The 19948-nt window shown below is 55.2% G+C and carries 17 protein-coding genes; 8 read left to right on the top strand and 9 right to left on the bottom strand.

The genetic code is table 11. The features are described from left to right. Positions 1-56: 56 nt before the first annotated feature. From ACH3PB_RS08925 to ACH3PB_RS08900, 6 genes are all read right to left on the bottom strand, one after another. Positions 57-2792, bottom strand: coding sequence for a tetratricopeptide repeat protein (locus tag ACH3PB_RS08925; protein ID WP_416399111.1), 2736 nt, complete (start codon positions 2790-2792; stop codon positions 57-59). Between the two features lie 27 nt (positions 2793-2819). Next, positions 2820-4181: a PEP-CTERM-box response regulator transcription factor gene (gene prsR, locus ACH3PB_RS08920; protein ID WP_416399110.1), complete on the bottom strand. Its 1362-nt coding sequence runs from the start codon at positions 4179-4181 to the stop codon at positions 2820-2822. A gap of 59 nt (positions 4182-4240) precedes the next feature. Then, on the bottom strand, positions 4241-6304 hold the full coding sequence (gene prsK / locus ACH3PB_RS08915) for an XrtA/PEP-CTERM system histidine kinase PrsK (RefSeq protein WP_416399109.1): 2064 nt from the start codon (positions 6302-6304) through the stop codon (positions 4241-4243). A gap of 48 nt (positions 6305-6352) precedes the next feature. Next, positions 6353-7333 carry an SDR family oxidoreductase gene (locus ACH3PB_RS08910; protein ID WP_416399108.1) on the bottom strand — a complete coding sequence of 327 codons (981 nt, stop codon included), beginning with the start codon at positions 7331-7333 and terminating at the stop codon, positions 6353-6355. Between the two features lie 17 nt (positions 7334-7350). After that, entirely contained in the window at positions 7351-8169 is an 819-nt protein-coding gene (locus ACH3PB_RS08905) for a lysophospholipid acyltransferase family protein (RefSeq protein ID WP_416399107.1), read from the bottom strand. 109 nt (positions 8170-8278) lie between these two features. Continuing rightward, complete coding sequence (locus tag ACH3PB_RS08900; RefSeq protein WP_416399106.1) at positions 8279-9283, bottom strand: hypothetical protein; 1005 nt, start codon at positions 9281-9283, stop codon at positions 8279-8281. A gap of 96 nt (positions 9284-9379) precedes the next feature. On the opposite strand from ACH3PB_RS08900, the gene ACH3PB_RS08895 reads away from it, so the two are divergent. Further along, the gene (locus ACH3PB_RS08895; protein ID WP_416399105.1) at positions 9380-9880 is read left to right on the top strand and encodes a phasin family protein; all 501 of its coding nucleotides are present in this window, start codon (positions 9380-9382) and stop codon (positions 9878-9880) included. A 25-nt stretch (positions 9881-9905) separates the two neighbouring features. On the opposite strand, the gene ACH3PB_RS08890 is transcribed toward ACH3PB_RS08895, so the two are convergent. Further along, the gene (locus ACH3PB_RS08890) at positions 9906-10565 is read right to left on the bottom strand and encodes a TetR/AcrR family transcriptional regulator (protein ID WP_416399104.1); all 660 of its coding nucleotides are present in this window, start codon (positions 10563-10565) and stop codon (positions 9906-9908) included. A 98-nt stretch (positions 10566-10663) separates the two neighbouring features. After that, positions 10664-12127, bottom strand: a complete 1464-nt coding sequence (locus tag ACH3PB_RS08885) for an HD domain-containing protein (RefSeq protein WP_416399103.1) — start codon at positions 12125-12127, stop codon at positions 10664-10666. A 209-nt stretch (positions 12128-12336) separates the two neighbouring features. Here ACH3PB_RS08885 and ACH3PB_RS08880 point away from each other — a divergent pair, with 209 nt between their 5' ends. Genes ACH3PB_RS08880 through ACH3PB_RS08860 form a run of 5 tightly spaced genes read left to right on the top strand, consistent with a single transcriptional unit; the run spans position 12337 to position 16246 of the window. Further along, positions 12337-13515 carry a PP2C family protein-serine/threonine phosphatase gene (locus tag ACH3PB_RS08880; RefSeq protein ID WP_416399102.1) on the top strand — a complete coding sequence of 393 codons (1179 nt, stop codon included), beginning with the start codon at positions 12337-12339 and terminating at the stop codon, positions 13513-13515. Next, on the top strand, positions 13515-14057 hold the full coding sequence (locus ACH3PB_RS08875) for an STAS domain-containing protein (protein ID WP_416399101.1): 543 nt from the start codon (positions 13515-13517) through the stop codon (positions 14055-14057). The genes ACH3PB_RS08880 and ACH3PB_RS08875 overlap by 1 nt, the downstream gene beginning before the upstream one ends. A 7-nt stretch (positions 14058-14064) precedes the next feature. Then, the gene (locus tag ACH3PB_RS08870) at positions 14065-15120 is read left to right on the top strand and encodes an NAD(P)H-dependent glycerol-3-phosphate dehydrogenase (RefSeq protein WP_416399100.1); all 1056 of its coding nucleotides are present in this window, start codon (positions 14065-14067) and stop codon (positions 15118-15120) included. 23 nt (positions 15121-15143) lie between these two features. Beyond that, positions 15144-15674, top strand: a complete 531-nt coding sequence (locus ACH3PB_RS08865; RefSeq protein ID WP_416399099.1) for a SixA phosphatase family protein — start codon at positions 15144-15146, stop codon at positions 15672-15674. Next, positions 15671-16246, top strand: a complete 576-nt coding sequence (locus tag ACH3PB_RS08860) for a DUF1285 domain-containing protein (protein WP_416399098.1) — start codon at positions 15671-15673, stop codon at positions 16244-16246. The genes ACH3PB_RS08865 and ACH3PB_RS08860 overlap by 4 nt, the downstream gene beginning before the upstream one ends. 89 nt (positions 16247-16335) lie before the next feature. Here the strand turns inward: ACH3PB_RS08860 and ACH3PB_RS08855 are convergent, their stop codons facing one another. After that, positions 16336-17991: an electron transfer flavoprotein-ubiquinone oxidoreductase gene (locus tag ACH3PB_RS08855; protein WP_416399097.1), complete on the bottom strand. Its 1656-nt coding sequence runs from the start codon at positions 17989-17991 to the stop codon at positions 16336-16338. A 260-nt stretch (positions 17992-18251) separates the two neighbouring features. On the opposite strand from ACH3PB_RS08855, the gene ACH3PB_RS08850 reads away from it, so the two are divergent. Together ACH3PB_RS08850 and ACH3PB_RS08845 are read left to right on the top strand one after the other, a co-directional pair. Then, positions 18252-19001 carry an electron transfer flavoprotein subunit beta/FixA family protein gene (locus ACH3PB_RS08850; protein ID WP_416399096.1) on the top strand — a complete coding sequence of 250 codons (750 nt, stop codon included), beginning with the start codon at positions 18252-18254 and terminating at the stop codon, positions 18999-19001. Between the two features lie 2 nt (positions 19002-19003). After that, complete coding sequence (locus ACH3PB_RS08845) at positions 19004-19936, top strand: electron transfer flavoprotein subunit alpha/FixB family protein (RefSeq protein ID WP_416399095.1); 933 nt, start codon at positions 19004-19006, stop codon at positions 19934-19936. Positions 19937-19948 lie beyond the last annotated feature (12 nt).

Raw genomic sequence — 19948 nt, 5'->3', positions numbered from 1 at the left:
TTGAAGTAAGCCGCAGCCGCCAGAAAGGCAGCTGCGGCTTTTTACGTCTTGCGGTACTAGCCGCGCTTGGCTGAAGCTGCCTTGGCTTCTTCGAGATGCTTCTTCAACTCTTCGTTTTCAGGCTCAGCGGCAACGGCTTTTTCCAGTATTTCGATGGCTTTGGTCGTCTCGTCGGTCTGTTGGAGCAATACGAGCGCGTAAGTATCAGCTATGGCACTGTTATCCGGCCGCAGGCGATAGGCTTCAGCGGCCGCTTCGAGGGCGCGCTCATCCTTGCGCTCATAGTAGAGCCAGGCCAGATTGTTCAGCGCGACTGCATCAGCCGGTCGTGATTTTCTGATCTTCTCATAAAGCGCTATGGCTTCCTCGTTCATGCCGGCGGCCTGGTAACCCATGGCTAGCAATGTCGATGCCTGTGGGCTGTCAGGACTGATCTCCAGCCACTGCTTCAGTGGTTCGAGAGATTTGACTGTGGAGTTTGCTTCGCGCAGGGCGCGGTGCATCTTGATTGCAAGCGCCTGGCTCGGGGCGCGCAGCCATGCCTTCTGATAAACATCGACTGCCTTCTCAAAAGACTCCTTGGTGAAGTAATAGTCACCAAGGAACTCGAATGCTATCGGCTGCTGTGGATACTTGCGGTTTATCCTGCTCAGCTGATCGAAGCCTGCTTTTTCGTCTCCGGCACTGAGCTCTACCTTCGCCCTCAGCAGCTGTGCCTCAGGAGAAGACGGAAAACTTGAGCCGACGGAGTCCGCCAGCTTTCTGGCCTGGTCCAGTCGCTTCGCCTGTATCAGCAAGGGGATCTCGGTCTCTGCAAGCAATAGCTCCAAACCTTCGACGGCAGATGGATCAGCGCCAGCTTCACGGGCACGATTCAGAAACGATCGGGCATCCTTGAACTGATTGGTCCGACCGTAGTATTCCGCCAGGACAAGACTTGGGGCCGAGTTGGTACCCTGCTCAGCCACTGTACGAAGAAACTCGATGCCTTCTTCGAGTTTCTCCTGGCGCGAGGCCAAGTCGAGATAGGTACGGATCATCATCATGTTGGCGGGCATGCTTTGAACACCGGCTCTTGCTTCAGACAGCGCCAGCGCATCTTCCTGCTGCGAAAGGTATAGGCGAATGAGGTTGAAGTAGGGCGTTGCCAGTTTTTCGTTAGCCTTCTTGGCTCTTTCGAGCGCCCGAATCGCTTCCTGTTTTTTGTCCTGCTGCATCAGCAGTGCGCCTTCGGCGTTGAAGGCAAGGGCGCTGTTCGATGATCTGCGCTTCCATGCCTCGATGGCTTTTTCTGCTTTGGACCAGTCTTTCTGGCTTGCGTGGACGGCCACGATCATCGAGCGGATCTTTTCCTGGCCAGGTGAACGAACTATCGCTTGCTCAAGTGCCTGAAGCGCTTCTTCCGGTCTTCCCTCCTTGAGCAAGGCTTTAGTGAGCTGCTCAAGAATGCCAACGTTGCCTTCGTCAAGCGCGAGGGCTTTGCGGAGCGCGTCTATACCCGCTGTGAGATTGCCAGTGGCAATTTCCGCCATACCGTAGATCGAAAGATTGTCGCTAGTCTCACGTGGCAGACCGCTCATCAAGGCTTTGGCCGCTTCAGGCTCCTTCATGTGCAACTTGGTTTCCGCCATGACTCGCGAGACGACATCATTCACGTTATCGCCGCCATACTGGCTCAGGTACATGTCCGCCATCGCCCATTCTCCTTGCTGGAACTTGACGATACCAAGCATGATGCCAGCCTGCTTGTGGCCTGGCGCAGACTCCAGAATGCTCATGAGCAGACCCTCTGCCTTATCCAGGTCATTGGCCTGTATTGCTTCGAGCGCCTGTTCGTAATTCGAACGGATATTGCCAGGCCCAGACTTGTCGAGAATTTCCTGGTAAGTGAATGCTTCGGCAAACTTGCTTTGGGCACGCAGCGCTTCGACAAGTTGAGAAATGGTCTGGAACTTCTGCATGGTCATGACATCGTACTGACCAATCTTCTCCAGCGCCTTGATATACGCCGTCTCAGCTTCTGCGAAACGATTCTGTGCCGCAGCGAACTGTGCTTTCCACAACCAGAGTTCGGAGGAGTCAGCTTTTATGCTTTCGGCTTTGGCGATAGCGTCGCCGGCAGCATTCATGTCTTCCTTGATGAAGGAGACTTTTGAGAGTCCGATGTAGGCATCGATACTGGCGGCATCCTTCTCGATCGCCTGAGAATAAAAATTCTCCGAATCGGTGAGCTCACGCCGGGCTAGAGCGAGATTACCGCGAAGGACCAGTGCTGCAGCCTGCTGTTCTGCAGTGGCTTCCTCGAGTTCGTCGAGTACCTTGGTGGCGGCCTCGATGTCGCCCAGCAACATCTGCGTTCGCGCCATACCAAGCCGCGCGCTGTTCAGATCGGACTGTTCGGTCTCAATCTTCACAGCACCGCTCTGTGGCTTGGCTTCGTCGCCGCCCAGTATTTCCTGATAGACCTGTTGAGCCTGCCGCGCATCACCGGTAGTGAGCAGCGCGTCTGCCATCAGCAGATAAGGCTCTGGTTTGGTCGGCAGGAGCTTTCTGGCGTTCTGCGCTTCGAGCATCGCCGCCTTGAGCTGGCCCTGGTTCATGAAGAAGCTGGCCTGATCTATATGGCTGGCGAATTGCACCTGGGCGCGCTTCAGAGCCTTTTCCTCATTGCTCTCACAGCCTGAAAAAATCAGGATGATGAATGATGCAATACAGACTTTCAGCGCGTTTCGGCTGGCTGAATGGCCGAATGCCTTGGCCTTGAAATTCCGTTTGTCGAACATTTGCTTCATAGATAACGCCCTGCGAGATTGCAGACCTCAGTTGGATTGCGTGTGGATATTGTACTTGTCCGTCATATTGTAGAGAGTGGGCCGGGTTACGCCCAGTAAACGCGATGCTTGTGCCATGTTGTGGCCCGAAAGCTCCAGGGCGTGAAGAATGGCGTTCTTCTCAGCAGTTTCACGGACCTGGCGAAGATTCAGTGCGTCGGGGGATCCCGCATCATGCTCGTTCAGTTCCAGGTCAGACGCTTGTATTTTCTTACCGTCTGCCATGATAACTGCGCGTTTGATCTTGTTGATCAGCTCCCTGACATTGCCAGGCCACTTATGATTCTGAATGGCTAGCACGGCGCCACTCGATAGGGACATGTTCGGCTTGTCCATCGACTTACAGTATTGCTCAAGCAGATATTTGGCGATGACTACAGCATCGCCGCTCCTTTCGCGCAGCGGCGGCGTGCGCAGCGTAATTTCGCTGACACGGTAAAAGAGGTCCTCACGAAAACGGCCTTCGCTGATAAGTGTCTGAATATTCTGGTGTGTGGCACAAACAACTCTGACATCGACCGGGATCTCTTTCATGCCACCCACACGTTCAATGACGCGCTCCTGCAAAAAGCGCAACAGTTTGGCTTGCAGGGGCATCGGCATGTCGCCAATTTCGTCAAGAAAAAGTGTGCCGCCATCTGCTTGCTCGACTTTACCCTTCTTCTGCGCGCTGGCGCCGGTAAACGCGCCTTTTTCATAGCCGAACAGCTCACTCTCGAGCAGGTTCTCCGGGATGGCGGCGCAATTGATGGCCTGAAAGGTGTTTGCCGCACGGCTGCTCAGCTGGTGTATGGCCTTGGCTAGCACTTCCTTGCCCGTACCCGTTTCGCCAAGAATCAGCGTAGTGACATCAGCGGGTGCTATTTTTTCAACGGTTCTACAGATTTCGAGCATCTGCGGACTCGAAGCTACGATGCCTTTGAGGCTGGAAGCACTGTGTCGCTGCTGCTTTTCCTCATGCTCCCGCTCGAGTGAATACAGTCTGAAGGCCCGCTCCACCACGAAGGCGAGGATGTCGCCATCCAAAGGCTTCTGATAGAAGTCACTTGCACCGTTGGCTATCGCCTTTACTGCGTTCTCCCGTTCTTCACGCCCGGTGACGACGATGATCCGTGTTGAAGGCGCTAGTTGAAGGAGATCATGCAGGAGCTGGAACCCGACGCTGGACCCGCCTGGGTCCGGCGGTAGGCCGAGATCAAGCGTAATGACCTGCGGCTCGTGCCGACGCAGGGCCGCGATGGCGGTTTCATGATCCTGCGCCAGAATGACTTCGACATCCTCTGCGAAGCACCAGCGCATCTGGCTCTGCAGACCCGGATCGTCTTCGATGATCAACAATTTTTTCTGCATTGTCTTCCCGTTTCCTGATGTTCGGCAGCTTACAGCATAGTCCGAGTCTCCGGCCATGCTCATTCCGGCTCTACGGCTGGCAACTTGATCGTGAAACAGCTACCGACACCAAGCTCACTGGTCACGTCGATGGCGCCGCCCAGCTTGCGCACATATTCCTTGCTCTGATACACGCCTATGCCCATGCCGCTCAGCCCCTTGGTGCTCTCGAACGGCTTGAACAGCTGGGTCTTGATAAATTCATCACTCATGCCTGACCCGGTATCCTGGATAAATATGACGATCCAGCCCGGGCTTTGCTTGAGAGATACGATAATTTCGCCGGTCTTGGCTGTTGCATCCTGCGCGTTGTGCAGAAGATGAACGAAAACAGCCAACAATTTTTCCCTGTCCGCCTCTACATACAGACTGCCTGTTGGACCGTCAAGTTTCGGGCGAGGCTGGCGGCGGGCGACCTGCTCGAAGGCCTGCGCTATCAAGGCTGCAATATCTACCCGCACCACAGTGTCACGGCTGACCGGGTTGCGGATCTGCTGCAGCAGGTTGTTCATCTTGCCAAGCGCGTGCTCCGAAGTATGAATCATATCATCGATGAACTGGGGATTATGACGATGTTTGGCCGCGTTTTTCACCAGGAGCGAGAGCTGGGCGATAATGGTTTTGAGATCGTGGATCAGGAAGGCAGATGTGCGATTGACAGCATCAAATTGCTTGGCTTCGGAAAGGTCGTCCTGCGCTTCCAGCATGGCCAGATAGCTGCCGGCCTGACGTGCAACCGTCTTCAGCAGATCATAATTCTCCCAGTTGAGATCCACGTGCATGTCGGCCTTGAGCACCAGCACGAAGCCGAAGAGTTGTTCGCGAACATAGAGCGGCACCACCAGCCAGCCTTTCGGGTACTGCTCTATGGGGTCTGGCAGTTCCATCAGGTTGTAGAGTGTCGGATCTTCCCGGTACTCCCGCAGGTTTACGATCCATTCGTGCTGCGTCATATAGTCAACCAGTTCTGAGGTAACGTCGATCTGGTGGTGACGCAAACGCTGACAGTTCCATGCTGCCTGCTGAGCATAGTGATTATGTTCGTCTCTGAGCCAGAGCGCGCCCGCGCTACTGTGGACCAGCGAGCAGATGATGCGCACCACTGACTGACTCAGATCAGGGTCCGAGTCGAAGGTGGTGAGATCGCGGGTGACTTTCAGCCACTCTTCGCGATAGTCATATTTGTAATTGAAGAAATGCCGTGTGACAAAAACCAGCAGCCGTGCACGGATGCGATGTGAGGAGCCGGCAACGATCAGCAGCAGTGTGAAGAAGAACAGGAGCGTGATCAGAACGGCTTTCGACCATGTTCCACCAAGGGCGTTGATATAGTAGCCGCCGATTGCCATCAACATGAGGTAGAGGGCGGTGAAGACGATTACTGAGGTATGGAATACCATCTTCCGCGAAATGCGCACATCGAATCTGTTACGACCCCGCGCCACCAGGGCAACGCCAAAGAGTGGGCTGCTGAGCAGATTTATGGCGCCCCGAGCTTCCCAGAGAGCGGGCGATATGCGACTGAACAGGATGGCATCGGCATACAGGAAAAAGTCGTAGCCGAATATTGCGCCGGCGCCGATGCACAGGTATTTGGTGTGGTTCATCGCATTCTGGTCGCTGTTGCGCCAGAGTTGCTCGACAAGTACCAGTCCTCCAATGGCGATGAGTACCTGTCCTACAGGAACCAGCGCCGTAGGAATCAGCTCTGGGGCTTCCAATAGTCTTGAGATTGCGTCCGCACCCAGCGTGGCCAAGAGTATCAAGAGCCCGAGCAGAAACCAGCTGATGGTAATGGTCGCGCCTTTACGAATTTTCCTGACGCTGACCCCAAGAATCACCGAGAACAGGGCAATCCATCCCCCGTTGCGAATGATCTCGAGGCTATAGCGATATTCGTAGCCAGGCTCGCCACTTAACGCTTGGGAGGTGAGCACCATCAGCCATACGCTGTTGCAAAGCAGCGCTAGCAAAAGCGCCTTGTCTGCCTTGGTCGAGAGCGGTCTGGATACCAGCAGACCGAATATGAACAAATAAGCCATCGCGGCCATGGCCAGCGTGACGGAGGCGAAATCTATAGTCATGTATACATCACGAACAGCTGACCCACAGGCGCGATCGAGCGAGCAGGCTCAATGCTTCACTGATCGATAATATCTGAAAATTTCTTTCAGCGAGTACTTTGCTTCGAAACCGAAAGTCTTCTCGAAGTGCCGATGATCGAGTACGACCGGGTACTTGAAGTAATTCACCAGATAGGGCGGCAGGGGGTGGCCAGGCATCAGCGCGAGTAGTTGCCTGGCGAGGAAGGGTGGGATCGAAGGAATTGGCATGCGCAGGCAGCCACATGCTGTGACCGCATCCTGAAAGCCCACCCAATCCGGAGTGGCTACGTTATAGATGCCTTTCTTGTTCTTGCGATAGGCAAGCGTGATGGCCTCTGCCATGTCGTCAATATGGATGAACTGCATCATCGGTGAGAAGCCCGTGAGCACTGGGCATACCCGCGAAGAGAGCAGATTGGCGATGGTGTTGCGAATGCCCGGCCCCACGATATTGCAGGGTCTCAGTATCGTGACGTTGAGGGTAGGGCAGCGCCAGAGGTAGATGTGGGCAAGGTTCTCAAGCTCTACCGAGTCGATCAGGTCCATGGTGAGCTCTGCCGCTTTCAACGGTGCAGATTCGTCAAGCATGGCCGGGTTATAGGCGTTTGCGCCATAGACGTGAAACGTCGACAGAATGACCACCCTGTTAACCTTGTACTTTTCACACAATTTGAACAGTTTTGCTGTGCCGAGCACATTGGAGTTGTAGCGGCGATTTCTGGGTTCCTCACTGCTCATTACCCTGCCCATATGGATGACGCCGGCAATGTCGTGCTTCCTGAACAGGTCTTCAAAGCGTCGCTTGTTGATGTCGATGCAGTAGCTCTGAACGCCGCTACAGTGATAAACCTGCTCACGGAAATCAACGGCGACGACCTCATAACGTGGCAGGAGATTTTCGATGACGCGCTGCGCAAGGGCGCCCGCGGCGCCCGTGATCAGTACCACCGGCTTCCTGCGAGGCGGCTGAGTGTTGGATGTGGCGCGCGGTCGCACTGAATTCGACATGGGATTGAGCTCTCCGCTCAGAAGAAAATGGATTTGCGGGCTGTGAGACCTTCGCGGAGCAAGGAATCGATGGCATTCTTGACTATTCTGGCCCTGGCGCCAATCTCGCTTTCGTCGGCATCGTCATCGGCAAACACGATGGGTTCACCGTAATGAATGTGAACCTTTGCAGGCAGCACGGCCGGCAGGCAGACCGGCACATAGGGCAAGCCAAGGAGCTTGGCCAGAGGTCTGAGACTGGTTAATGAGGGAATCGTTTCTTCGCACCCGATGACGCCGATTGGAATGATCGGGGCCTTGTACTTCATCGCCAGGTGAACGAAGCCTTCGCCGAAATGCTGTAATTGATATCGCTTGCCCCAGGGCTTTCCGGAACCGCGTACGCCCTCGGGAAACACTATGACGGCCTCGCCCTGATCAAGCATGGAGGCACAATTTACGGGGTCGCCCAGCACGCCGCCCATCTGGTTCAGCAGATTGCCAAGGAACGGCACCGTACCGAAAAAGCGCTCCACCATGGCGCGCGGCAGCCGCGGGTTCACCTGACGCGTCGCCATACTGAACCCGATCAACACGCCATCGATGGGTAATTGTCCGCTGTGATTCGCCACGAGCAGCACTGGTCCGGTCGCCGGAACCCTTTCGATGCCGGTCGTTTCCACACGAAAATAACGTCTGAAAAGAGGGCTGAAAATCGCGGCAGCAATCTTGTTGGTGTCCCGGTTGAAGCCCCAGGGGTCGTAGCCCATGGAACCAACGGGCTTCTCTATGGCATCGAACTGCTTGTCAAGTTCCTTTGAAACAAGCTGTCGCTTAAGCCAGGTACGAGTTCTCATTGCTTACCTTTTGCCTGACGGCGATCTGAATGGGAATCAATCCGTGATCATGGACCGGCATGATATAACGCAGCTGCTTACAAGTGTATGATGAGGTTCAAAAAAAGCTTCACAGCTGCTGTTTCCATTTCTGTGTGGCGACCTGCTGCTTGGCGAACTCGAGAACGTCATCGATGAGGTTCAGCAGTATAGCGTCCAGGGCTTCCCAGCTGGCGTCGCTGGTTCGGAGGCTTGCGCGGAGACTATCCTCCTTGAGCAGTTCGGGGAATTCATCGATAAGACAGGCGATACTGTCGATGACCACTTCGGCCACGGCGTCTTCAAGTGTATCGCTCAGCTGCTCACCGATCATGGGTATTGTGCTGAGCCGCTTGAGTTCGGCGTTATTCTGCATGGCGGCAATTACACTGGACCTGAGCTTTTCGGAAAACGGATGGTCGACGTCTGATTTCATGGCACCCGCTATGCTGCTGGTGACCGCCTTGGCAGAAATCAGCAGTTTGTCGAGTCGGGGCTTCACAAGCTCTTCAACGGCTCGTCGGGTCAGTGTCTCATCACTACGGATATCCTCCTGTATCCCATTAATGACCTTGATGACGACCCGATCGCTCAATTCCTCCAGTAGCGCCTCGTAGTAGAACAGGCAGAACCTGTAAATGGCGGTCTGGCGTACATCGATAATGCGGTATTTCTGCAGGCGATGGATGATGGAAAATACCCGCAGAAAGCGCAGTAGTCGTGCGCCGCCTAGTGGAATACAGCCGACCAGGTCGTACCAGTGTATGACGGGATAGTAGAACCAGCGGGCATAATCACTGTTGCGTACCGAGACTGCCCAGCGCAGGCAGAATTCACTGAGGAAGATCGCGACAAAGCAGAGGTCGATGAAGAGAAAGTTTTCCCGCAGATATTCCAGAGCGGGGGATAAGGCTGGGAAATAAGTGGCTATCAGCTCATCGCTCGTGCCTATTCGATAGACCGAATCGACAATGATGAGAAAGAGGTTAAGGCTCAACAGGAGCAGCATGACCAGGTCGAGCGCAAACCAGAAACCTTGCCTGCTCGACCTCAGATGTTCGATACTGAAATTCAGGAACCGCTTGTTCGACTGCACCAGGTCATCCGACTGAAATAAGAATGGACTATACTGACAGTTATTCGGTACGGTCAGCAACACCAACGCCAGCCGCTCAGGTAGCAGGAGAATACCATGTCTGAACAGGACCCTCTCAAACAGCTTTCGGGCCGAATAAAGGACTCTGCGCAGCAGATCTGGTTAGCCGGTCTGGGCGCGTTCAACAAAGCCGAGGAAGACGCGGGCAAGGTCTTCGACAAGCTGGTTCAGGAAGGTGAAGAGCTCGAGCGCAAGACCCGCGGCGTCGTTGAAAAACAGATACGTGTAGTCGAAGGTCGCGTGGAGGAAGTGAAGGACCGCGCGAACACCACCTGGGACAGGCTCGAATCCGTATTTGATCAGCGGGTATCGAAAACACTCGTTCGTCTTGGCATTCCGACCCAGAAGGAGATTGATCAGCTCCGCGTTGAAGTGGCCAAATTGAGAGCAGCAGTCATAGCACTGTCACTGGCCGAGCATGGGGACGGATTGCGCGATCCCGAAGACGCGGGCGACGACAATGACAAGCGCTCGAGCAAGAGCAAAGTCAAGAACGGCGCTCGCGCTGACCAACGCAAGCCATCCGGCAGGTCCTGACAGCAATCCCAGCCATCAGACGCTTCTAGACTTCCCGTTCAGGACTGCCTCCGGGAGCAGTCGCCAGATATTCGCGACTCAGGGCCAGAACTTCGGCACGCTCTGCTTCACGCAGGTACGGGGCCACCTGGCTGATCGTCTGCGCTATACCCCTGTTCAGATCCATTTCCTGCGGCAGTTTCGCCGTGACGACATCGTAGCTGGGCCACCAGGTCAGGGTGAGTACGACGTTGTGGGCCAAGGCCGCAAGCTCTGAATCTGCTGCGTCGATGACATGCCGCTCTTTCAGGCGTTGCAGAACACTGTGGGTGACGGCCAGTTTTCGATTCAGTATCTTGCGGAATCGAGGCGCTATGCGTTCGTAGCGTTGCAGGATATTGACCAGATCCTTGTACAGGAACTGGTATTCGGCAATACATTCGAACACCAGGTGCAGGACTATCCAGTAGTCATCAATGGAGACCTCGGCGTCGGGCGCGCTGATCAGGTTCAGCATCTGACGCTCGAAACGGCCAAAGAGGTCATTGATGATTTCGGTCTTGTTCTTGAAGTGGTAGTACAGGTTGCCAGGGCTGATATTCAGTTCGTCGGCAATCTGTAGTGTGGTGACGTTGGGCTCGCCAAAATGATTGAACAGCGACAGGCTCGCCATCGCAATGCGTTCTCTCGTTTTCATACCTGCCATAAATTCAATACCAGAAGTCGGCGGAAGCGGCCCTGCACCCACCGGATTTCGCTACAGTACCACCAGCAGCCGACAGGTGCACGAGAGCAGCCGACTGCTCAGGGTTCCCGGTAAAAGTGGGTGATTGATACATCCCTGAATTTACTGAAAAAGTCGCTCTGGTGTGTGATGTCCGAGTACGTGCCGGTCCGCTTGTTCAACACTCGGATTTCACGATAGCCACTGCCTATCTTGGAGAAGCGAGCCTTGAGGGTGCAGTGCAGGACGCCATTACCGGCCTCGATGCCAAGCTCGTCGTCGAGCGTTCTGGAGAGGGTTTTCAGGGTTTCCGCGTCCGCATCCTGAACGGTACGAAGATGCTTCAGTCGCCGTCGGTTTATGATGCGCTCCGACCATGAATTCGGGTTCGTGCGTGCGAACCGCCTGAACTGTTCCCAGAAATAATTGTCGGTCAAATGGCGGAACTCCTGAATGTCCGTGAGGCAGTCGTAGACAAAGTCTGACACCTCACTGTCGGCCATGACCTCATTGATTGCGTGCTTGAGAATGAGATCGAAGCCTTGGGACGTCTTGTGACCATAGACCTTCCGGTACATCTGATAGCGGCTGTAGACGAAGTCTTCAAGCGCGCCGAGGCCGTTGCCAGTGACAGCAAAACCCATCCAGTTCGCCTTGGAATCCCAGCCAATATGAAGATTTTTGAGGAGATGATCGATATTGAAGCCGCCGATCGTGACCGACGAATGGAAGCCGTCCCGGAGCATGTAGTCCGCTCGGTCAGCATCGAACTCGCCAGATACCACCAGCCCCAATGTCTCGATGAGATGACGGGCAGCATTGTCTAGCGCGTCCTGAGAGGATAGCGTGCCCTCTGCATCACCGGTGAGCACCGGCCAGATTGCAGCTGTTGCCGCCATGAACGCTTCGCTGGGCTGTATCGCGGTCGTTTCCATCAGGCAAAGCACATCGTCCATGGTGAAGTCCGCTGATGCAGGCAGGCTATCTTGGAAAATGGCCATCGCACACCGCACTGAAAAATGCTCATGGACAATCTTTTCCGGCGGCCTTCCGAATAATTTCGTCGTGTCGATGCCTTCCCAGAGTGTCTTCACCGCCTTGCCGTCAGCGAAAAGCTTGTGAATCGACTCAGCGCGTGAGAACTGATGAGAGAAGCTGCTGTGGCCGCAGTCGTGGAGCAGGCAGGCCAATCGCACGATCTGGGTGAAAAAGTGCAGCGCGCCAAGCTGGCTTTCACTCAAGTCGTAGGCCTGACCGTGCTGTTTTACCCTCTCGGCCAGAGCGTTTTCCAGGAGCTGACTGAATATTCGATGGCCCACGTGCATGGTGCCGATGCTATGCAGGAAACGTGAGTGGGTAGCGCCGGGAAAAACCAATGACAGTATATCGTTCTGACAGATGTAGCGAAGTCGTTGAAACAGGGGGTGGTCGATAATCGCCACCTCGATTTCGCTGAGCGCGATGCCGCCATGGACGGGGTCCATGATCAGACGATCCCGAAGGCCAAGCAGCTCGAAACGGGGAGAAGAACGGGTGTGCATCATAGTCAGTAGTGCTTATCGGTTGGTGATGGGTCTTTTAGTATGATCACTCTAACTTTTTTACCTAGCCTCTGGTAATGGAATTCTATAACAACGACAATGCCGGCTGCCGGGACTAACCTAGACTGTAGGCTACGCAGCAGGAGGGTCTGGATGGAAGAGAAATCTGTGGGTAGGGAAGCTATTGCATTCATCGTGACCTCGGACAAATCGTGATACAAAGCAAAGAGCACTTACTGGTCATCGATGCGGACTCAAGGTCCTCAGGCTGGCTAGTTGAACACTTTGCTGCCCAGGGTTTCGAAGTCACTGCTGCCGCCACGCCAGAATCGTGTGCGGAAATGCCTGCGAATCAACGCCCCGATGTCATTATCGGCGACCTTATGCCCGAGGGTGTGGCATGGCTGACCGATTTTCTCGAGCCCTTCGAGCCGCGTCCACCTGTCGTCGTTCTCACCAATCCCATTTCTACCGATCATATTCTGGAAACACTTCGGGCCGGTGCCGCAGATGTCGTTTCCAAGGTTGCCCTTGACATCACTGCGCTCGATGAAGCGCTGGCGCGGCAGCTCGAGCGGGTCCGTCTGTTCAAGCAATCCAAGCGCTATCGACAGGATCTCGAGAGAACCGTTTCAGAATTCAAATACAATCTGGATGAGCTCAGGGCGGACCAACGAGCCGGACGGCAGGTACAGATGAAGATGCTGCCGGAGAAAGGCCTGCGTTTTGGCAAGATCAGTATCGACCACTGTATCAAGCCCTCGCTGTATCTCAGTGGCGATTTCTTCGATTACTATCACATCGATCAACATCGTGTGGGGTTCTATTTCGCCGACGTGTCCGGGCACGGCGCTTCCTCGGCCTTCGTCACTGTTTTGCTCAAGAACCTCAGCAACCGCCTGCAGCGCAATATCCGCCGCCAGTCGAGCGACGATATCCTGCATCCAGAACGCCTGTTGGCGCGAGTGAACAGTGAATTGTTGGAGACCGATCTGGGCAAGCATCTCACGATGTTCGCTGGCATCATCGATACTGAAAAACGCATGCTGACCTATTCTGTTGGCGCCCACTATCCAATGCCAGTGTTCTGTGACGGCAAGGACTGTTCATTTCTTGAAGGACGCGGCGCTCCCGTGGGGCTGATGGCTCAGGCCCACTACAAGACTTTCGAGCGCCCCCTGCCGCCAGGTTTTTCAATCATTATCGTCTCGGATGGCCTGTTTGAAGTGCTTGATGCGCCCTCGCTTGATGCCAAGGAAGCGTTGATGCTTGAAAGAGTGCGTTCATCGGGCCACACTATCGGCGAACTGGAGTCGGTTTTTCAGCTCGATGCCCTGTCAGAGATCCCTGACGACATCGCCATCGTCTCCATCACCGAAACGCTGGTTTAATGATGGTTGTAAATCCCGGCTTCAAGATTCTTCAGGCAGAGAAGCGTGGCGTCTACGTCATCAAGTTTGTAGGCGAGATCCGGCTGAACCTCTGTTCTACACTTGATCGCGTAATCGAACGCATGCAGGCTGACGAAGGCTTCGTCACGGTTATTGTGGATCTCACCGAAACCACTGTCGTGGACAGTACCACGCTCGGCCTTATCGCCAAGATCGGGCTGTTCGCCAGGGAGCGGGATCGCATACTGCCGACCATCATATCGGTCAATGCCGACGTTACCAGGTTGATCATGACCATGGGGCTGGATGATCTGTTTGTGATCGTCAGCAAGGCCGCTGCCCACGCGAGCGATCTGCTCGAGATTCCAATTCTTCAGGCCAGTGAGGATGAAGTGCGACAGAAGGTGCTTGCCGCCCACCTCACGCTGATGGAGATCAATGATGCGAACAAGGAAACCTTTCGTGATCTCGTAGCTGCGCTGGAGTGTGATCAGGCAGAGAACGAAAGCCGCTGGGCGACGCTCGGGCGCCATGGCTCCTGATAAGACAATGCCGGCGCCGATCTCCAAAGTCTGCATTCTCGGCGGCGGCAGCTTCGGCACCGCTATGGCGACTATTGCGGCTGCGAACCCCCAGGTCCTGGAAACAATTCAGTGGATTCGTGACGGTGATGTGGTCACCGAAATCAACACGCGCCACAGTAATGAGAAATATCTCCCTGACACGGCCTTGTCGCCAGACCTGAAGGCAACCACCTTCTTGGAAGAGGCGGTGCGCGATGCCGAACTTGTTATGGTGGCGATACCAAGCGAGCACTTTCAGGCTGTCTGCGGCGATGCGGCTGCCTTTGCCCACCCTGGGCAGTTCTGGATTTCTCTTACCAAGGGCATAGCCCAGCCTGGGTTTCAGTTCATGAGTGGCATCCTCGCCAGCACGGTACCAGGTTGTCTTACGGGGGTGCTGAGTGGACCAAATCTGGCGCGGGAAGTCGCTGCGCAAGTGCCTACGGCAACAGTCATAGCCAGCGAGAGTGCTGCGCTTCGTGCAGCGACTCAAGCCGTACTGGGCTGTGATTCCTTCAGGGTCTACGAGAACAGTGACGTGTTCGGCGTCGAGCTCGCTGGAGCGCTCAAAAATATCTACGCCATCATCGCTGGAATGGCAGCGGCCCTGAGTCTGGGTGAAAACACCAAGGCGATGCTTATTACCCGCAGCCTTGCCGAAATGAGCCGCTTCGCGGTGCGCATGGGTGCGAACCCGATGACTTTCCTCGGATTGGCGGGGGTGGGCGACCTGGTCGTGACCTGTTCCTCACCCTTGAGTCGTAACTACAGAGTGGGCTATTCGCTGGGCCAGCACGAATCGGTCGAATCGATCGTATCATCGCTCGGGCAAGTGGCGGAGGGTGTGAATACGACACGCCTCGTCGCGGAACGTGCGCGGGCCATGGGCATCGATATGCCGCTGGCCTTCGGTCTCTACGCCATTCTTTATGAGCAGGTCCCAGTCGATAAGGTTCTTCGCAGTCTTATGGCGAGGGGGCAAAATAGCGACGTTGAATTCATTCTGCCGAGAAGCGGCTCAGATGCCGCTCCGGGCAACTAAGCTTCAGATAACAGGAGTTCCCATTGGCAGTTCAAGAATTTCTTTTGATGCGTCACGGTCAGGCCGAGGCCTACGGTATCACGGACGAAGAACGTGAGCTGACCTCGAGAGGTGCACGGCAGGCCGAGCGTCAGGGTAGAGCGCTCGATGCATTTTTTCGCGATCAGGCTGGCCCGGTGCCGGCTTACCGGATTATTCAAAGCACCTACTTAAGAGCGCGAGAGACTGCAGAGCTCGTGATGCAGCAGGCAGACTGCGTTTCCCGGGACGCCTTGACCATCGATGGTATCACGCCGGAAGACTCCCTCCAGGATGCCATAGATAGCCTGTCGGCGGTGTTTACAAAATATCCCAACCAACATTTTCTTGTGGTCTGTCATATGCCGGTCGTGGCGCTGCTCGACGGCCACTGTCTCGAGGGTGCGAAGACTGATGGCCGTGCATTTGCTACTGCTGAAATTCGCCGCTACCGATTCCCTGATGCAGACACTTATCAGCATCTTGCTGCTGGTTGCGCGGCGGCGCCAGCCCATTTTCTAAAGGCCGATGAATGAGTCAGGTTCCCGACATCGATATCAAACGGTTGCTGGCGGAGCAGGCTCAACAGGTCGGTGACGATGCGCCCGCTGCACTCGACCCGTATCCAGTTGAGCGCTGGCATCCCGAGCGCGTTTATGATCTACCGCTGGAAATTTCGGCAGACAATACATGGCACTACCGGGGGGCACCACTTACACGTGAGCCGACCAGACAGGTATTTGGTCGTATCATGTCCTGTGAAGATGGCCAGCACTACCTGACGACGCCGGTCGAAAAGGCCCGCATCGAGGTTGCTGATGCGCCATTCCAGATACTGACCTTCCACAGACTAAGCGAAAATGGCACTGAGTTCCTGGCATTGCAGCCGGACTACGCGCCCGCTGTCGTTCTCGATGCTTCACGCACCTTTGAGCTTCACGACGGCGTGCCATATCTCACACTGCATCGCAGTCTTCGTGCGCGTCTGAGTCGATCCGTCTTTTATCAGTTGACGGAGCTATCGACTGTTGAAGATATTGGCGGGAGAGCCTGTGCGGTGGTGCGCAGTGGTGGCAGATCGCATGTGCTGGGGCCGATCGAAGCCTGAGCGCATCACTTCCGATTCGAGTAGCTGCCAAATAAAAAGGCCCTGGTACATCGCTGTACGCAGGGCCTTTTTCATGCAGTCCGGTCAGGCTACATGTTGGGGTAGTTCGGACCGCCACCACCTTCAGGCGTTACCCAGGTAATATTCTGGGTAGGATCCTTGATATCGCAGGTCTTGCAGTGCACACAGTTCTGCGCGTTGATCTGGAAGCGCTTGCTGCCATCATCCTGTGCAACCACCTCATACACGCCGGCAGGGCAGTAGCGCTGCGCAGGCTCGTTGTACTTCGGCAGGTTGTACTCGATAGGCACAGAAGGATCTTTCAGCTTCAGGTGTACAGGCTGCTCTTCTTCATGGTTGGTATTCGAGATGAATACCGATGTCAGCTTGTCGAAGGTGAGCTTGTTGTCCGGCTTCGGATACTCCATGCGCTTGCAGCTGTCTGCAGGTCGCAGGGTTTCGTGATCCGGTACCATATCGCGGATGGTCAGCGGCAGGCTGCGATGCAGAATGTTCTGCTCGAAGAAGGCCAGGGCGCCACCGAGGAAATTGCCGAACTTGTGCATGCCCGGGCCGAAGTTGCGCTCGTCATACAGCTCTTTATACAGCCATGAATTCTTGAAGTTCTCGGTGTAGGCGACCAGTTCCTTGCCGCCAACATCGTCCTTGACCAGCGCATCGACGAGTGTGTCAGCAGCAATAATGCCTGACTTCATCGCACAGTGAGCGCCCTTGATCTTGGAGAAGTTGAGCGTGCCGGCGTCACAGCCAATGAGCAGACCGCCCGGGAAAGTCATCTTTGGCAGTGCGTTGAAGCCACCTTTGGTGATGGCACGAGCCCCGTAAGACACGCGCTTACCGCCTTCGATGTGCTTCCTGATTTCCGGGTGCAGCTTAAGGCGCTGGAACTCATCGAACGGCGAAAGGTGTGGGTTGTAGTAACTCAGGTCGGTAATCAGGCCGACATAGACCTGCCCATTCTCCAGGTGATACAGAAACGATCCGCCTGTGGAGCCGCTTTCGGTAAGGGGCCAGCCAGTCGTATGAACCACGAGGCCCGGCTTGTGCTGTTCCGCCGGCACGTCCCAGAGCTCCTTGATGCCGATGCCGTAGTGCTGCGGATCCTTGCCTTCATTGAGATTGAACTTCGCCATCAGGCGCTTGCCGAGGTGGCCGCGCGAGCCCTCGGAGAAAATCGTGTACTTGGCGTGAAGTTCCATGCCTGGCGTGAAGCTGTCGGTAGGTTCGCCATCACGGCCTACGCCCATGTCACCGGTCAGGACACCCTTTACGCTGCCGTCATCGTTGTACAGGATGTCTGCAGCCGGGAAGCCCGGATAGACTTCGGCGCCAAGTTCCTCCGCGCGCTCAGCCAGCCAGCGGCAGAGGTTGCCGAGGCTGATGATGTAGTTGCCTTCGTTGTGCATGTTCTTTGGCACAAGCATGTTCGGAAACTGGATGGCCGAATCCTGACTGCGAAGGTAGAAAATCTCGTCATGGTCGACCGGCGTGTTCAGCGGTGCGCCGAGCTCTTTCCAGTTGGGGAACAGCTCGTTCAGAGCTGTTGGCTCGAAGACGGTGCCTGCCATGATATGAGCGCCGACCTCAGAGCCTTTTTCGACCACACAGACTGTCAGTTCCTTGCCGGCATCCTTGGCACGCTGCAATAATCTGCAGGCCGTGGAGAGTCCGGCTGGACCTGCACCGACAATGAGTACGTCGAACTCCATTGACTCACGTTCCACAAGCAATCTCCTCTAGAAAATTCGGCCTCATGATAGCGGAATTCGAAATTCAAACAAACGTTTGTTTGAATTCTGCCGCCATTTGAATTTAAATACGGCCAGTATGGACGCTGCGGCCTTGGGCAGATCACGCGCTGGTCATGCGCCTGAAGCCACTCAATATGCCTGTCTGGCGTCTTATGCATGTATGTCGCCGAGCTATGCGTCATCTATTTAGGGTATAATGCTCGTTTATTCCACCTCAAACCAACGAGGAATCTATGAAGGTTCTTGTCGCTGTCAAACGTGTCATCGATTACAACGTAAAAGTACGAGTGAAGTCTGACCATTCAGGTGTCGATCTGGCCAACGTCAAAATGGCCATGAATCCATTCTGTGAGATTGCCATCGAAGAAGCTGTTCGCCTGAAAGAAAAGGGTGTGGCTACTGAGGTTGTAGTTGTGTCTATTGGCCCGAAAGCCTGCCAGGAGCAGATTCGTACCGCGCTTGCGCTGGGCGCTGATCGCGGCATTCATGTTGAAACCGACGAGGAAATCCAGTCACTCGCCGCGGCCAAATTGCTCAAGGCGATTGTCGAGAAGGAAGAGCCGAAGCTCATTATCCTTGGCAAGCAATCGATCGATACAGACAACAACCAGACTGGTCAGATGCTGGCCGCCCTCTGCGGCTATGGCCAGGGCACTTTCGCTTCCGAAGTGAAGGTTGAAGGTGACAAGGTTGAAGTTACTCGTGAAATTGACGGTGGTCTGGCGACTGTTTCGCTGACACTGCCCGCGGTAGTGACCACAGACCTGCGTCTGAACGAGCCACGCTATGCCTCGCTGCCGAATATCATGAAAGCGAAGAAGAAGCCGCTCGAGGTCATGAGTCCTGCAGATCTTGGTGCTGAAATCGCGCCACGAATCTCTGTGGTCAAGGTCGAGCCACCTGCCCAGCGTTCAGCTGGCGTGAAGGTTGCGAGCGTCGCCGAACTGGTCGACAAACTCAAGAATGAAGCGAAGGTACTTTAATCATGAGCGTACTAGTCATTGCGGAACACGATAACAGTTCCCTCAAGTCTGCCACACTGAACGTGATTGCAGCTGCCCAGAAGATCGGCGGCGATATCACTGTACTGGTCGCAGGTAAGGATTGCTCTGGCGCTGCTGAAGCGGCTGCCAAGGCTCAAGGCGTTTCAAAGGTCCTCAAGGCCGACGCCGATGTCTATGGACACCAGCTTGGTGAAAACCTGGCGGCACTCGTTGTCGAGCTGGGCAAGGACTATGCAGCGATCCTGACGTCTGCTGGCACCACTGGCAAGGATTTCATGCCACGCGTTGCAGCCCTGCTGGACGTGGCGCAGATTTCTGACATCATTCGCGTTGAATCTGCTGATACCTTCGTTCGTCCAATCTATGCCGGCAACGCCATTGCCACCGTAAAGTCTTCGGATGCCATCAAGGTTATCACCGTACGGCCAACAGGTTTCGACCCGGTTTCTGGTGAAGGCGGTTCTGCGGCAGTCGAAGATTGCAGCATTGCCAAGGATGCTGGCGTGTCTTCATTCGTGAGAGAAGAGCTTGCGAAGAACGATCGCCCTGACCTCAGCGGTGCGCAAATCGTTGTTTCTGGTGGCCGAGGCATGCAGAACGGCGAGAACTTCGAAATGCTGTATAAGCTTGCCGACAAGCTTGGCGCAGCAGTCGGTGCATCGCGAGCAGCTGTCGACGCAGGCTTTGTGCCTAACGACATGCAGGTTGGTCAGACGGGTAAGATCGTCGCGCCACAGCTCTACATTGCGGTTGGTATCTCGGGCGCTATTCAGCATCTTGCTGGTATGTCCGAGTCCAAGGTCATCGTTGCCATCAACAAGGACGAAGAAGCGCCGATATTCCAGGTGGCTGATTACGGACTGGTTGCCGACCTGTTCGAAGCTGTGCCGCAGCTGGAAGCAGCAGTCAGCTAAGTGCCGGCTCCC

Source organism: Allohahella sp. A8, from assembly GCF_047946665.1.
Lineage (GTDB): Bacteria > Pseudomonadota > Gammaproteobacteria > Pseudomonadales > Oleiphilaceae > Allohahella.
This window is presented reverse-complemented; position numbering and strand designations above follow the sequence as displayed.

Excerpts from the sequence above, each read along its gene's own strand:
- ACH3PB_RS08860 (WP_416399098.1), top strand. The coding sequence starts at position 15,671 with ATGAGTCAGGTTCCCGACATCGATATCAAACGGTTGCTGGCGGAGCAG.
- ACH3PB_RS08875 (WP_416399101.1), top strand. The coding sequence starts at position 13,515 with ATGATGGTTGTAAATCCCGGCTTCAAGATTCTTCAGGCAGAGAAGCGT.
- ACH3PB_RS08850 (WP_416399096.1), top strand. The coding sequence starts at position 18,252 with ATGAAGGTTCTTGTCGCTGTCAAACGTGTCATCGATTACAACGTAAAA.
- prsR (WP_416399110.1), bottom strand. The coding sequence starts at position 4,181 with ATGCAGAAAAAATTGTTGATCATCGAAGACGATCCGGGTCTGCAGAGC.
- ACH3PB_RS08845 (WP_416399095.1), top strand. The coding sequence starts at position 19,004 with ATGAGCGTACTAGTCATTGCGGAACACGATAACAGTTCCCTCAAGTCT.
- ACH3PB_RS08890 (WP_416399104.1), bottom strand. The coding sequence starts at position 10,565 with ATGGCAGGTATGAAAACGAGAGAACGCATTGCGATGGCGAGCCTGTCG.
- ACH3PB_RS08870 (WP_416399100.1), top strand. The coding sequence starts at position 14,065 with ATGCCGGCGCCGATCTCCAAAGTCTGCATTCTCGGCGGCGGCAGCTTC.
- ACH3PB_RS08910 (WP_416399108.1), bottom strand. The coding sequence starts at position 7,333 with ATGTCGAATTCAGTGCGACCGCGCGCCACATCCAACACTCAGCCGCCT.
- ACH3PB_RS08895 (WP_416399105.1), top strand. The coding sequence starts at position 9,380 with ATGTCTGAACAGGACCCTCTCAAACAGCTTTCGGGCCGAATAAAGGAC.
- ACH3PB_RS08905 (WP_416399107.1), bottom strand. The coding sequence starts at position 8,169 with ATGAGAACTCGTACCTGGCTTAAGCGACAGCTTGTTTCAAAGGAACTT.
- ACH3PB_RS08925 (WP_416399111.1), bottom strand. The coding sequence starts at position 2,792 with ATGAAGCAAATGTTCGACAAACGGAATTTCAAGGCCAAGGCATTCGGC.
- prsK (WP_416399109.1), bottom strand. The coding sequence starts at position 6,304 with ATGACTATAGATTTCGCCTCCGTCACGCTGGCCATGGCCGCGATGGCT.
- ACH3PB_RS08885 (WP_416399103.1), bottom strand. The coding sequence starts at position 12,127 with ATGATGCACACCCGTTCTTCTCCCCGTTTCGAGCTGCTTGGCCTTCGG.